The sequence below is a fragment of the Proteiniphilum sp. X52 genome (assembly GCF_003712195.1).
Lineage (GTDB): Bacteria > Bacteroidota > Bacteroidia > Bacteroidales > Dysgonomonadaceae > Proteiniphilum.
Genome location: NZ_RDSD01000022.1, coordinates 1 through 13,899, shown reverse-complemented (window position 1 = coordinate 13,899; position 13,899 = coordinate 1). Strand labels below are relative to the sequence as shown.

At 39.8% G+C, this 13,899-nt stretch carries 13 protein-coding genes; 6 read left to right on the top strand and 7 right to left on the bottom strand.

The annotated features are described in order from the left end of the window. Window positions 1-39: 39 nt before the first annotated feature. The 6 genes from D7D25_RS14480 to D7D25_RS14460 all read left to right on the top strand — a co-directional run bounded on the left by D7D25_RS14480 (window position 40) and on the right by D7D25_RS14460 (window position 6,069). Window positions 40-780 carry a hypothetical protein gene (locus D7D25_RS14480; protein WP_122969656.1) on the top strand — a complete coding sequence of 247 codons (741 nt, stop codon included), beginning with the start codon at window positions 40-42 and terminating at the stop codon, window positions 778-780. Between the two features lie 176 nt (window positions 781-956). After that, window positions 957-1,382, top strand: a complete 426-nt coding sequence (locus tag D7D25_RS14475) for a hypothetical protein (RefSeq protein WP_148038948.1) — start codon at window positions 957-959, stop codon at window positions 1,380-1,382. 378 nt (window positions 1,383-1,760) lie between these two features. After that, on the top strand, window positions 1,761-2,177 hold the full coding sequence (locus tag D7D25_RS14470) for a hypothetical protein (RefSeq protein ID WP_122969654.1): 417 nt from the start codon (window positions 1,761-1,763) through the stop codon (window positions 2,175-2,177). 11 nt (window positions 2,178-2,188) lie between these two features. Continuing rightward, window positions 2,189-4,090, top strand: coding sequence for an erythromycin esterase family protein (locus D7D25_RS14465; RefSeq protein WP_122969653.1), 1,902 nt, complete (start codon window positions 2,189-2,191; stop codon window positions 4,088-4,090). Next, the gene (locus tag D7D25_RS18830; RefSeq protein ID WP_370453858.1) at window positions 4,018-4,245 is read left to right on the top strand and encodes a CHAP domain-containing protein; all 228 of its coding nucleotides are present in this window, start codon (window positions 4,018-4,020) and stop codon (window positions 4,243-4,245) included. Before D7D25_RS14465 ends, D7D25_RS18830 begins: the two co-directional genes overlap by 73 nt. A 96-nt stretch (window positions 4,246-4,341) precedes the next feature. Next, on the top strand, window positions 4,342-6,069 hold the full coding sequence (locus tag D7D25_RS14460) for an erythromycin esterase family protein (protein WP_122969652.1): 1,728 nt from the start codon (window positions 4,342-4,344) through the stop codon (window positions 6,067-6,069). 136 nt (window positions 6,070-6,205) lie between these two features. Here the strand turns inward: D7D25_RS14460 and D7D25_RS14455 are convergent, their stop codons facing one another. The 7 genes from D7D25_RS14455 to D7D25_RS18065 form a co-directional block, all read right to left on the bottom strand. Next, entirely contained in the window at window positions 6,206-8,392 is a 2,187-nt protein-coding gene (locus D7D25_RS14455) for a peptidase domain-containing ABC transporter (protein WP_122969651.1), read from the bottom strand. 33 nt (window positions 8,393-8,425) lie between these two features. After that, complete coding sequence (locus tag D7D25_RS14450; protein ID WP_255417334.1) at window positions 8,426-9,703, bottom strand: HlyD family efflux transporter periplasmic adaptor subunit; 1,278 nt, start codon at window positions 9,701-9,703, stop codon at window positions 8,426-8,428. Window positions 9,704-9,978: 275 nt separating this feature from the next. After that, window positions 9,979-10,524 carry an erythromycin esterase family protein gene (locus D7D25_RS14445; RefSeq protein ID WP_158602634.1) on the bottom strand — a complete coding sequence of 182 codons (546 nt, stop codon included), beginning with the start codon at window positions 10,522-10,524 and terminating at the stop codon, window positions 9,979-9,981. Between the two features lie 161 nt (window positions 10,525-10,685). Beyond that, window positions 10,686-10,856, bottom strand: a complete 171-nt coding sequence (locus D7D25_RS18070) for a hypothetical protein (protein WP_158602633.1) — start codon at window positions 10,854-10,856, stop codon at window positions 10,686-10,688. Between the two features lie 116 nt (window positions 10,857-10,972). Then, window positions 10,973-12,856, bottom strand: a complete 1,884-nt coding sequence (locus tag D7D25_RS14440) for an erythromycin esterase family protein (protein WP_122969649.1) — start codon at window positions 12,854-12,856, stop codon at window positions 10,973-10,975. Window positions 12,857-13,059: 203 nt separating this feature from the next. Continuing rightward, window positions 13,060-13,560 (bottom strand): hypothetical protein, encoded by a 501-nt coding sequence (locus D7D25_RS14435; protein WP_122969648.1) that lies wholly within the window; start codon window positions 13,558-13,560, stop codon window positions 13,060-13,062. Between the two features lie 126 nt (window positions 13,561-13,686). After that, window positions 13,687-13,899, bottom strand: a 213-nt coding sequence (locus D7D25_RS18065) for a hypothetical protein (protein ID WP_158602632.1), incomplete at its 5' end; no start/stop codon positions are given.

Below are 13,899 nucleotides of genomic sequence, written 5' to 3'. Positions count from 1 at the left end.
TGTTGGTGGAGTTGTATTGCATATTTAAAAAGCTAGATCATGCATAGAATCCTGATTTTAACACTGCTCGCCATTCATTCATTCGATTTGGAGCTATACGCACAGGATATCCATGAGAAAAATTCTATGCATAGACTCATAAAAGAAAATCATATTTCAAAATTGAAGTATGAGAAATTCTGGGATATTCTGGAAAAAAACCATATCACATATCACCCTAAAGAACAATGGTCTGTAGTATCGGATACGTTAGCCTACGTATTCGGTAATGATTCATGCCCTATGCGAAATGAGATGAACATGAGAAGTGGAATATTATCTCATAAGGATGGAAAATGCAAAGTGGCCATTGATCCTGCTTTTAATCCAATGGAAGGAAAAAAATTACCTATTCCATATAAAAGTGAAGTCGCACATGAATATATATTCTCTCGTATAGCCGCCAGATTTGAAATGGGCAAAAAGTTCCGTTCTCGTACAAAACAAGAAATGAAAGATGCAGAAATGCTGGTTACATATTACCCTGTTGATACGGCAAAATCTTTTTTTAATGGAGTGTCTATGTTCGTATACCCATTAAACTTCAAAGGCGAGTATTGCCAAAATATATATCGTTACGGCAAAGGGGTTGTAATACTTGGAAAATATAATATTCCTCTGTATCTCTACTTCTTTATGACAGAAGAAAGCATCGTAGACTTTGACAAATATCTTTCCGAATTAAAAGGAATGTTTATATTTCAAGAAATAGATCTAACAGATAAAAAAGGAAATTTATAGCAATAGCAAATTTGAATAATCTTGTAGCTCCAGTGCGGCTTGTTTTCCACTCCCCGGTGCTTGCGAATATTGGCGTTGAAAGTTCTGGCATCATCCCTTGCGCTGCTGAGGTAGTATATATATAAATGTTTTGAGTAATCCATTATATATTGGCATTTTAAATAAATAACATAAAGATGCATTTGACAATAAAAACTCATATTTCAGCTCTGTTTTTTTTGTTTTTTTATACCACATCGTGTGCGGCACAATCAACGGAGCGAACATATGCAGATGTATATGATTTACATTTCACTATGCATCCTGATTCTATTGTAGTTTACCAATGGCGTGAGAATGCGGCATTTAGCAACTATTCCATTCCTGTTTACTTGGAAGACTCGAATCGTAAATTATTCGCGAAAAAATTCACCAAAGGCTTTCCTTTTTCTAATCAGTTAAGAACCGAATACGAACAGAGGATATTGCTTCCCAGCGACAAAATAGAACAAGCAGTGGTTGAGTTTGAGGGTAAAGGACAAAATGTAGAACTTGTTTCTATTACCTTGGATGTTATAGGCGGAGAGGAAAACGTTCTTTTTTCCGATACCATATATTGGTAGTGTATATTATTATCAGTAAAATGAAAATTAACTATAGCTATCCATTTCATACATAGTCTTTTGGAAAGGATAGCTTAGTTTTATATTCTCATAATTTATATTGAGTATGATATTTTTTAAATCAAGAAAATTAAGAGTATATTTTTTTTGCTCTATTTCATTTTTTATTTTTGTATCAGTAATTTATTATAATATTTATATATATGCGTATAATCCTCTATTGTTATTATTGATTAGTATTTTATTTTGGGGCATATTCGGATATACTTATAAAAGTTTTAGACTTATGTTCTTTAACATAATGCTATTTTGCTACTCTATTTTCAAATTACTGTTAATATTATACCCATCGCTTTATTATAAAATTCAGTTATATTTATGTTGAAAAATAAGGACAATATCAAACTTCCCTTATTTATCCTTTTGTGCATGGTTTCGGCGGGGGTATGTGTTTTTTTTATTGGAAATAGTAATTTAAAGAGAGAGAGTAAATATAATATGGAATATCAACTTATTAGCATCAAAGATGAGATATCTGGAAAACTAACCTTTACTCGCCCCTCCCGTATCAGAAGCTACAATAGCATTTGTATCGTTAACGAAACGTTACGAATACAACTCCCCTGGGCAGAGAATTGGGCATATGCTCATAAACATTTAGTTCAATTTTTGCAGCAAAATGATTCTATTTATAAGCCAGAGAATTCTGATACTTTATTTATCTTTAGAAATAATAAAGAATATTATTTTATACTAGAAAAAAGAATTAATTACATGACATTATTTGGCAACTAAATTCTAATTAGATGGATTGGATTAATAATTTTGAAATACTTGGCAAACTCTTTCGGAAAGGTCTATCAAAAAGTATCATCGAAAAATTGTCTTATCGTGCCATCTTGATATTATTTCCATTAGTTTTTTGCGGTCAATTAGGTCATGATTGGTTTGGTAAAAATATAAAGACAATTAAGATGAGACCTTTATTTGCACTTTTGCTGTTTTTTTTGTTTTTGACACAGTGTCACCCCCACACAAAGCAACCAAATAATAGTCTCTTAACCTATAATTGGGTCATGAGCAAAAAACATTCTTTTCTTAAATCAAAGATTGACAGCACAACTACACCTTATTCCCTCTTTTTAGAGACTGCTCGTGATAACCAAGGTATTTTGGGTTTTTCCATACCTCTTTTTCAAAAAAGGGATTCTCGTCCGGAAGTTTTAATTAAAATCAACTATAAAATAGAAGGCGGTAGTGAATTGTACCTGAAATTAATCACTATTGGCGATTGCGAAAAAATACAATCAATAGATACTCTTTGTCTTTCATTAAATGAGAAATGGACTGCGGAAACTCTATCGGTAGATTTAACGGAAGCAGCGTTCCTTAATTTATCAATAGAGGCAAAAGGAAATACAAAAAACAATGCGACAATATGGATAAATAAATTGGATGTTTTTATAAATGGGGAAAATATAAGGGAACATGAGACTGCAAACAAAGGAATTAAAATGCCATTGCAGAAAGAGGATATCACGCCTGTTGATGACAAAAACCGAAAGCGTCTTCCTTTTATGAATAAAAAAATATTAGCCATAGGGGAGACTATTCACGGTACTGAAACAATGAATGATATAGCCATTGAAATAATTAAAGACCGAATTATTCACAATAATTGTAAATTGGTCCTGTTAGAGATACCTTTTGAGAATTCGTTCCATATAAACAGATATATACGGGGGGATTTCAAATTCAAACTGGACAGTGTTTCTACTTTTTTTGACCGTTCGTTATTCTCAAGCTCTTTCTTATCGTTAATAGAGTGGATAAAGAAGCATAATTCACGCTCAGATGAGAATGTCTATTTCTGGGGGATTGACGTGAATTTTATCCAGCTACAAAGTAAGTTAGAATTGTTCAATTTCTTTTATACCCTTAATAAAACTGAGCAAGACGAAGAATTAAAAAAAATGTGTAAATTATTGGTAAATACTAACCCTTCGTTGGACGAAGTTATCGCCACATTTGATGCCAACAAGGGTTTTAAGAATATACTAACAGAAGAAGAATCTGAGCTGATGCGACATTGCTTGATCTTGTTGAATAATAAATCAAATAGTTACTCCAACTTAATAAATCGGGATGAAACGATGTATCAAAACACAGAATTTATTCGCAATAATCTGTTGAAATCAGATGAAACTGCCACTTTATTCTGCCATTTCGGACACGTAGCCTATCAAGGCTCCATAGAAAGAACTCTAAATATTAAAAATCACACATTGGGATATTATATGAAACGCAGACACAAAGATGATTACAGTTGTATTGCTTTGATAGCCGGCAAAGGAGATTTTTTGACATCGATTTCAGATTCACCATTTCATTTTAAAGTAAAATCATTGCAGCCTCCAACACAAGGCAGCTTGGAGTATTTAATGAATGAACTCAATGAGAGCTCCTCTTTTTTATCCACAGAAAAAATGAATTGTGCTGACATATTTAAAATCCGATATATTGGAAATATGAGTATTCAAGACCAATTCAAATTTATGATGCCCAAAGCAAGAATGGACGGAGCTATTTTTATTAAACAAGTATATCCCATAAAGAAAAAAGATTCAATTCTTGAATCCGAATTAAATACGAATGCAATAATAATGGATTCTTACCAAGAGGCATTAGAAAAAACAAACAACAAATAGTAGGAGATGTAGCTATTTTTAATAGCTATAGTCATATTGGAATCGTAATAGACGTTGATGGAGACTATGTAATAGTTGTACATGGTAATTCAGGGAAAGATAATGTAAAATCTAGCAGAATGCATAAAAGTAATTTTACTTTTAGAACCCGTTAAATTTGATGTTTTTACTAAGCCAACTCCACCTTATTAGGGAGTTGGCTTAGTCGGCTCAAAAAAGGAATACGATATTAAAATCAACCATATACCTGCATGAAGAAATTATTCATTTTATTAGTTCTTGCCTATTTCATAATATTCTTTCATATAGACTATGCCAGAGGGCAGACGTATGAAGATAAATACAACCTTAATTTTAGGATTGTCAATAATATTTTTCATGGGTGGACTTTTGATGCAAATAATTCAGACATACGCTTCAATACCGATACTACGGATATAAATAAACCCATTAAATTTTTGCAAACTGAAAGATGGGGGTTTAGAGAGAAAATGAATTTAAACATGTATAGTTCGAAGAATATTTTACTTCCTACACTCTCAGACAGTTTGCTGAAAGTGAAGATATTCTACAAAAGCAACAATATTAAATCGGGAAAATTATTTGTTTATTCCCTGAACAAACGAATGGAAATATCCAGAACCGACAGTATCTGCCTGCAAAACAACGATAATTTTCGGGAAGATTCTTTGGAAATGAAATCTAAAGATACTCGTTTTTTATTCTTCAGACTGCAAGTTGTCGGAATAGACAGCACTTATACGGAGAATAAAATAAGTAAAATAAAGACAACTATTCCACATGAATTTTCAATTAATCGGATAGAATTAGAAATCGGACGTAGAAACGTTAATAGCCTTCCATTTGAAGATATTACAGCTTTAAATTTAGATAACGCGAAAATTCTTACTTTACCCCCTGACATATTATTGACAGAAAAACAACTTTCTCGCATATTCGGAAAAATTACAGCCCTCGGCGAAACAGTGCATGGAAGTGAAAAAATAGGTTGGGCTACCACCGAAATTATTAAGTCGAGTGTTCTGAATAATCACACAAATTTAATTTTGTTTGAACAACCTCTATTGATGATGCTTTTTTTCAATAAGTACATTCAGGGAAGTGACGCTATAGATGACAGCCTAATAGAGGAACTTGCGAAAATGATTATAGGCGAAGCAGAGCCCATCATAGAATTGACGAAGTGGCTTAGGGAGTACAACAAGACCGCTCGCGAAAAAGTGAATCTCGGGGGAATGGACTGCCAGTATGAAAAAAATGAATTGGCACTGTTTTTAAAAGATTATTTACGAATTATCAATAAAGAGGCGCATTCTTCGGCTGTGGATTCAATCATATCCGTTTTGGATATATCGGATGTGGAGAAAATCAAAAATATGGCAAAAACAACTCTTCATATCATTGAAAAAAAACGGCAAGAACTAACCTGTGTTTTAGGCAAAGACATGGATTTTATTGCTTTCTATTTGAACAATTTAATAGAAGCTGAGGTGACAAATAAAAACAGCTATTACGAAAGAGATTGGCGCATGTTCAAAAACACATCTTTTTTTACAGACTACCTTTGCAAGCCAAATCAAACAGTTGTCATCTCCTGCCATTTTGGTCACGCAAATTATCAGAACATCAACATCCCGTTTTACAAATCGTTTGGATATTATATGAAAAAAAAATACGGGAATGATTATGTGTGTGTTGCACAAACGGTATATCAAGACACGGTAAAGGCTCAAGTGAACAAAGAACTTGAAAGAAAAATGTTACCATTGCCTTCATCTAATAGTTTAGAGGCTGTTTTTTCAAAGTCAGGTGTAAAGTATGGGTACATTGATGCAAAAGAAATGGATGAGATTGTCAAATTGCGCATGCAAGGATCGCATCACATTTCGACTTCAGAAATGGAAAAATACATCAATCCTCGAAGTCAGGTACAGGGTGTGATATTTATTAATCAGTGAAATTATGTTTGTTTTCTATCAGTATGATTCTGTTATCAACATAGGAACGAATAATATCTCTTGTAGTATTACAAATCTTAGATGGATAAAGAATCTATGTATTCCGGGATTCCGGTGATCTTCACACAGTGGTTACTTATGCCTGCATCTGCGTAGAAACCAGATTGTAATACTGTCCTTTCTTCTCCATCAACGAGTCATGGTTGCCGACTTCCACCACAAAGCCCCTGTCCAGCACCACGATCTGGTCGGCATTGCGGATGGTGCTCAACCTGTGTGCGACAACAATCACCGTCCGGTCTTTAAAGGCGCCGTTCAGGGCATCCACGATCTTGCGTTCATTGATCACGTCCAGCGAATTGGTGGCCTCGTCCAGGAAAAGCAGTTTCGGGTTCCGGTAAAGCGCCCGGGCGATAAGCAGCCGCTGTTTCTGCCCGCCGCTCAATCCTCTGCCGTTCTCTCCGATCACCGTCTCGAAGCCTTTCGGCATCTCGTTGATCTCCGTTTCGATCTGTGCGACGCGGCATACCTCCCGTAACCTTTCATAATCGATACGCTCATCATCCAGCACGATATTGTTCAGTACGGTATCGTTGAATGTCTTCCCGTCCTGCATCACCACCCCGCACATCTCACGCCATTGGCGCAGGTTGACAAGGTTGACGTTCATCCCGCCCATCCTTATTTCCCCGTAAGTGGGTTTATACAACCGCACAAGCAGTTTCAGCAGGGTGGACTTCCCGCTGCCGCTGCCCCCGACAATGGCCGTCACTTTATTTTCAGGTATCGTGAGGTAAACATTCCGTAATACCGGGGGACTGTTCACCGTGTATTGGAAGTGGACGTTCTGTAGCGTGATGGTCTTGTCCTCGGGGAGGATTGTCGTGTTCGCGCCGATGGTCAACAGCTCGTCCTCGTCTTCCAGCTGGCGGATCTCGTTGATGCGCAGGAAGCTGATCCGGGCATATTGTCCCGACACGATGAAGTTGATGAACTGCACCAAAGGACCGTTCAGCATACCGATGATGAATTGGGTTGAAATCATAACCCCAAAGGTTATTTCCCCCTTAATTACTGCCATGGCGCAAAAAAAGACAACAGCCATATTTTTCAGGCTTTCTATGAATTGGGCGCCTAAGTTCTGGGCGTTTGTGACGGTGAGCACCCTCTTGTTGACATGGTAAAGCCGCGCCTGTATCTCTTCCCATTTCCACCGGCGGAATTTCTCGTAATTGTATGTCTTGATGTCCTGTATGGCCGACACCGTCTCCACCCAGTAGCTTTGGTTCCTGGAAATCAGCTCGAAATATTCCCAGTCCAGTTTCTTGCGGATGCTCAGGAACAGCAGCACCCAAACCACATACAATATGGAGCCGGCCAGGAATATATAAAAAATGACGGCGTTATACACCAGCAGGATAATGGTAAACAGGACAAACGTGAAGCTCGAGAAGATAAGGGCAAGCGAATTGTTCATGATGAAACTGCGGATACGCTCATGGTCCTGCGCCCGCTGCAGGATATCCCCCAACAGTTTGTTCTCGAAAAAGGTGACCGGGAGTTTCATCAATTTTATCAGGTAGTCGGATATCAGGGCGATGTTCACGCGCGAGGTGACATGCATCAGTATCCAGTCGCGCAGCACGTTGAAGACCATCACACTGAGCAGGATGGCGATATTTCCCACAAGCACCATGTTGATGAAGTTCACGTCGGAGGTCTTGATCCCCACGTCGATCACCGCCTTGGATATGAACGGCAACACTCCCTGCAGCAGGGTCACCCCCAGCATGATGACAAAGACAAGCGCAAAATTGTTCTTGTAAGGCAGGAAATATTTCAGGATACCCGAAAAGCTGTTTTTCCGCTGTGCTTTCTGCGCCTCCGAATCCTTGAAATCAGCAGCCGGTTCCACGGCAAGCAGCACCCCCTGTTTTTCATCTTTTTGGCACCAGCCTTTCCTGAATTGCTCAAGGGTATATTTGACGCGCCCTTTCGCCGGGTCGGAAACCCAAACATGTCTCTTGTCCGCCGCGTACACCACCACGAAATGGTTGTTGTTCCAAAAGACAATGGCGGGGAAAGGGATGCTGTTCACCACATCGTCGACCGTGCATTTGATGGCCAGGGTGCGCAGGCCGATGCTTTCGGCGCCGGTGCTCAGGTCGAGCAACGAGACGCCTTCTTTGGTGATCCCGCAACGGTCGCGCAGGTACTGTAACGAGTAGAACCTCCCGAAATGCTTGGCGATGATCTTCAATGACGCGGGGCCGCAATCCTGCGAGTCCATCTGGTATTCCACGGGGAAACGGTTGAATAACATATCCTTGCCTTCTTATCGTTTATTATTTGTTGTTTATTTCTCAGTCTTCGCTTTCAGGTTGTCGAACAGCCGTTCGACAAGGCGTTTGCGTTTGGTGATGATCTCCACCGTCCCTTTCGACTCGAAATCGAGCGGGAGGAATTTCCCGAAGTTGGTGGTTGTCCCCCCGGGGAAATCGATCACCACCAGGTAGGCGTCGCTTGCTCCATTGGCCGTCTCTATCTTTTTGGTAATGCGCGAAACCGATTTCACAACACCTTTGAGCAACCCGTATTCGTCGTAGGGGTAATTGTTGATCTTCACGTTTGCCGTCTGCCCCGCTTCCACTTTCCCGGCTCCGAAGGAGGGTATCACCACTTCCCCCAGGATGTTGTTCCTGTCGGGGATCACCGTGAACAGTTCCTGCCCCGACTGCACGAAGCTGTTGTCGCGCCAGAAGCCGAGGTATTCCAGTTCCCCCTCCACCGGGCTGTATTGCAGGTAACGCTCCTTCCAGAGGCTCACGGCGTTGGACAGGGCATTTTTCTGGGTGACGAATTCGGAGTGGGCTTTTTCCCGGGTTTCAACCTCTTCGAGCCGGATGCGTTGGATCTCCATCAGGTTGCGGCTGATTTCCGATTGCTTCAATAAACGGCTGCTTTGCAGGTTCAGGAGGGATTCCTTTAACGACAGGTGGGATGCCCGTTGTTGTTGGTAATCCTGCTCGCTGATCACTTTTTTCTCCAACAGGATGCTGTCTTGCCTCAAGCGGTATTCGGAGTCTTCCAGTATATGGGCTTTCAGTTTCAATTCCCCCTCAAGGTTTTCAATGACAAGCCTGTCGGAATTGACCTGGTGCCGCAGGTTTTTCCGCATGGTGGCGTAAATGTCGGAATTCAACAGCCGGTCGTATTGCAGGAAAGAAAGCATGAAGGCATTGTATGCGGAACTCGCGTCGCCCAGCAGCAGCGAGTCGGGTAACGAGCAACTCCCTTTTTCCAACAGGGCAGGGTCGTTCAACAGGGAATCCACCCACAGGACATGCCGGTAGTCGGCCCCGCTTTCGACATAGGAGATCACGGTTCCTTCCCCTATTTGTGTCTTATCCGGCTGTAAAAGGATCAGCCGCCCGCTGGTGTTGGCCACCAGCCGTACCGGTGCCGTGACGGCCGTTACCGATACCTGCCCGTCCACCGTGTCGGGATATTTTATAAGGAAGCCCAGTAAAATGACAACTCCCATCAAAACACCCACACAAAGGGCTACCCATCTGGTCCAGTAGGTGGGCATCCGCTCGATGATGGACTGCACTTCTTCGGATCTTTCAGACATGGAGTCCGGTTGCCTGGGGATTACTGCGGACAGATTCGGGGTCTCCTTGTCATTCGTATTACGTACAGTATTCTCTTTCATGCCCATGACGTCATTTTCATGTTTCTGCTTTTATTTCTAACGGTCTCGTTTATACTCTTTACTGCCGGATAATAATCCCCGTTGTTGCTTATCCTTTAATTGCATAAGCCCATTCGTATAAAAAGTCGGGAACGGTTCTATATCGCGTAATTGGGAATTATCACGTATAAAGACCAGCCCGTTGAATCGTTTTTTTACCGAACAGAGAAAAATTGATTTGAATTTTTACGTTCTCTCGTGACGATCCTTATATTGGAAATACCCTCTGGCAATTTATCGGTGGGATAATAGAAATATGGGTTATCAACCTTCAGGGCCGAATACTCGAAACTGGCAGGGATAGGTGTTTGCAGGGTATCCGTAACGGTTTTGCTGAAAAACCCCGTATCGTCCTGGGTGTATGACCCTTCGCCCGCCTGAAACCCGATTGAAAAATACTTATCCCCGTATTTACTGTAGATATAATTGCCCATGGATGGTTTCTCGACGACATCAAAGAAAAAATCACTCATTTTATTGGTATGTGAAGTATGGGCATGGATGACAGCCTTGTCACCCGCTTTCAGGTAGAGTTGGATGATTTTGTCCGCCCTACGCCCCATATCGATTTCCCTATCCATGTTTTCCTCAAAAACTGTTTCTGTCCGGGCCGATTCTTCCAGTAGGAACAACAAATAATCAAAGCCTCTTGTTTCGGCCTCTATGTCCCGCATTATTTCTTCGGGAACTATCCCGTTCACGTATAAGTCCCATTTCAAACACATATTGGGGGCGTTGGTAGTGTTACATTCAGTGTGTCTCCAGTCTAGTTTCTTTATCAGTCTTGAAACAAAATTATTCATTTTTTCTTTTTCAACCAATCCTTGATCACTATTTTTTAATTCCGATACTTGCACAAGGATTACCGGCGTGGCCTGTGACTTGCTTGTCCTTGTGCAAGGTAAGAGGAATTAAAGACCTTGTTCAGCCGCTCCATCCAGTTTGTGGTGTGGATCATTGACTTCTTACAAAGTGCCGTCCAGTTTTCCCGGGCATCTTCCCGGGTGTGATGCTTTTGGCCCCTGTAACCCATTTTCACGCCCTGAATGTTTGGCTATTACTCTTTCATGTTAAATTTCATTCATATATATCTGAATATTAATCAGTTGTAAAATATTTGCCGAAGTATTGTATTTATTAAAGTTGTCTTTATTGATATTTATTTAATCGCTTTTTTATTTCATGAAGAAGTTCTTCACGTTCTTTTACGCGATTATTAGCTTCTCCATATATTTTGTTGAAAAGTCTGTCCATTTCTTTGGGATCAGGATCCTGGCTTTGAACCAGGCTGTCTATTTTATTTTTTAACCTGATAACGTCTTCTTTACCGGACTTTTCAGTACATTCTTTAATAAAAACCACGCCTGCATGGCGTTGATAAAAGTTGTAGGGAAAAAACTCCTGGGGAACATGGCGATTCCCTTTATTACGACTTAACATCAAGATATTAAAGTTTTTGTTTAACGGGAGATATACAACATTTTCGGTGTATGAATTCAAGAAGCTTTCCATGCTTCCTTCAGGTGGCGACATTAGTCCCTTTTCTTCTAAAACACCTGTAATACCTGTGGCTTCGGCAAATCCCTTACCTATAGTGAAGAGTAAAGAGGAATAATCTTCCTTGTACCATTTTCTCAGATAATATCCTAAGGGCTGGCAAGGTATAGACGGATAGGTAGATACCGGATTGAGGTGGCAGGTGTGTCCGTATATTATGGCCTGTTTGTCTGCGGGACAGAAATTGTCCATAATAAAACGTGTATTCAGATACATTACAGAATCCCGCATGTAATTTCGTTCGTTGTTATTTTCTCCAAGTCCGCATGAAAGATTAAGAATATGCGAAATACATTTGTAATCTTCCCTGGATAAATGCTCTTCAAGTAATTCCCTGTTTTTTTTAAGATAAGACAAAATAACCGCCGGTTCTGTATAATCTGCTAATAGTAACGCAAATTCATCAAGAAGTTTTATCTTACTTTTTTTATTCCGGTTGCTGATGTAATCAAATATTGTGATGGCTGAGTTTTCCGCCGCATTCGACCTGTATACATAATCCATTCCGAAAAGCAATACCCTGTCTTCCGGCTCTTTTGTCAAGTTATATTCCCTTAACTGCTCCAAAAGCCCCGTGAAGGGAGAACTATGTAAATCATCCAACGTTGCCCCGGCATCTTTATGCTGTATGTAATAATTGTAATGCAGTACCTTTTCCATAGGCTGCTCAAGAATAACAAGCCTGCATTCTCCTTCCCTCACCCGATGCATTATTAGTTGGCTTATCATCTCTATTACACACATGTTATGATGAACCGATTCACCGAAACCTACAATTTTCTTGCTTTTTAAGGCTTCAATCCGGTCAATACTGTTACGATCGTTCCCGTTAATAGGAATCGTTAACGTTTTTCCTGCGGAAAAAGGGAATGACAGCTTTCTTACCGGATATTGATCTATATGCTTCTTGCCAATAAATATATCTAGAGAGGATACTTCCAATTTAGGATAATAAGGGGTCGCATTTTTACCTTTTTCCTCCCCTCGTACAAAAATTTTCAAATCCATTAATTCCGCTTGCTGTAAATGGATTTTCCTTGAAAGAGATACGATATTAGTGTCGGGAATAAGATGAAGGGTATCGGAATACAGTATTTGCTCCTGCTTGTCAATTCCGGCCATAACCATGTATGCGGATTCAATGTTTTTTGATTTATATGATAGCTTCACCATACCATCTTTTTCATTATGCAGGGGCAATAATATCCGCTGTGCTATTTCGGATTGAAGTTGGTCTGCCGGAGAGTAACCTGTGCTATAGTACTGAATGGAAGGGGGGGTGTTCTCTACCCCCCAAAAAAAGGTATAAGGATTGGCATAATAGCGGGGATTTATACGCCACTGATATAAAGTGGAAGAGTCTGTCGGGTTTCTAAGATTTAAATTATATATTTCCGTATATGTTTCTTTATTATGGGATGAACAATGTATGCAGAGAAATATAAAAAGGATTAATAGACCAAAGTATCTTTTCATATGTGCCAATTTGAAATCAGTTTAAACAATTTATATTTGTATTTTACTGATAATATGAATATTAATGGAGATAATAATTAAAACTATTTAGTGTTCAGTATTTATGTTTAAAACAGTTCATATGGAACTCTTTTTCAATCATATTCTTGTGTGAGAACAATTATCTTGCCCGTTTCATACAACTTTTATTAATCAAAGAACCCTTAATTATCATTTCCGTTGCTCGCTCCGTAAGCTTTTCGGCCATCTATAAATCCTTGCCATGTACCTAAATTGATGGCCTGCATGCCGGGATCATTCCCGTTGAATTCTCCATATGGATTCATTACAATTCCACTTAATATCCCATATCCTATCGTTCTTATCGCGTTCCAAGTTTCACCCGACGCAGCGTTAGCAAAAGCAGCATCATAGGCTCCTTGGTATAGAGCCTCTTGCCCTGGATAAGGATTTGGATTGTAATATCCAGAAGGAGCTCCCGTAATAACTATATCAGCAGATACATATCCGAGCCCCTCAACAAATCCTCCAGTCCAGTCCCCCTCCCAATTAAAAAATTGAGATAGGGTGTAATAACCGGAATTATTATTTCCATCGCCATAAACCCCTCCACCAATAAAAGTTCTTTGTTGATTTTCACTTATCACCTGCATTTCTTTTGCCAGTTCATCTAAAATTGAAATTTTTTTCAGTACCTTTTTCATAGCTTCCAAATTTAAAATTGCTTGTAATTTGTGTTAATTAGCCCCTATACGGGGTTGTATGTTATTTTTCTGTTTTCGCCTCGTCCAGACGGATTTGCGAGTCCTCATGGAGGAGAGGAGTTAAAACTATATCAGCTCTATCCATGTCAAATGGCTTTTGTCCAACATACAGAGAAGCGACAGGCCGAGTCCGGAAAGACCGGTTAACAAACCCGCATCTCCTTTCGCCTCTGCCTGTTCCATAGCTCCCTGTACCGTGATCGGTTCAACTTCTTTCCCCGTTACGACATGCCAGCGAATGCGTTCTGCGTCCGTTTGAAACAGCCCATTTGACATAAT

Excerpts from the sequence above, each read along its gene's own strand:
- D7D25_RS14440 (WP_122969649.1), bottom strand. The coding sequence starts at position 12,856 with ATGAAAAGATACTTTGGTCTATTAATCCTTTTTATATTTCTCTGCATA.
- D7D25_RS14450 (WP_255417334.1), bottom strand. The coding sequence starts at position 9,703 with ATGTCTGAAAGATCCGAAGAAGTGCAGTCCATCATCGAGCGGATGCCC.
- D7D25_RS14475 (WP_148038948.1), top strand. The coding sequence starts at position 957 with ATGCATTTGACAATAAAAACTCATATTTCAGCTCTGTTTTTTTTGTTT.
- D7D25_RS14455 (WP_122969651.1), bottom strand. The coding sequence starts at position 8,392 with ATGTTATTCAACCGTTTCCCCGTGGAATACCAGATGGACTCGCAGGAT.
- D7D25_RS14465 (WP_122969653.1), top strand. The coding sequence starts at position 2,189 with ATGGATTGGATTAATAATTTTGAAATACTTGGCAAACTCTTTCGGAAA.
- D7D25_RS14435 (WP_122969648.1), bottom strand. The coding sequence starts at position 13,560 with ATGAAAAAGGTACTGAAAAAAATTTCAATTTTAGATGAACTGGCAAAA.
- D7D25_RS14480 (WP_122969656.1), top strand. The coding sequence starts at position 40 with ATGCATAGAATCCTGATTTTAACACTGCTCGCCATTCATTCATTCGAT.
- D7D25_RS14460 (WP_122969652.1), top strand. The coding sequence starts at position 4,342 with ATGAAGAAATTATTCATTTTATTAGTTCTTGCCTATTTCATAATATTC.
- D7D25_RS18070 (WP_158602633.1), bottom strand. The coding sequence starts at position 10,856 with ATGGGTTACAGGGGCCAAAAGCATCACACCCGGGAAGATGCCCGGGAA.
- D7D25_RS14470 (WP_122969654.1), top strand. The coding sequence starts at position 1,761 with ATGTTGAAAAATAAGGACAATATCAAACTTCCCTTATTTATCCTTTTG.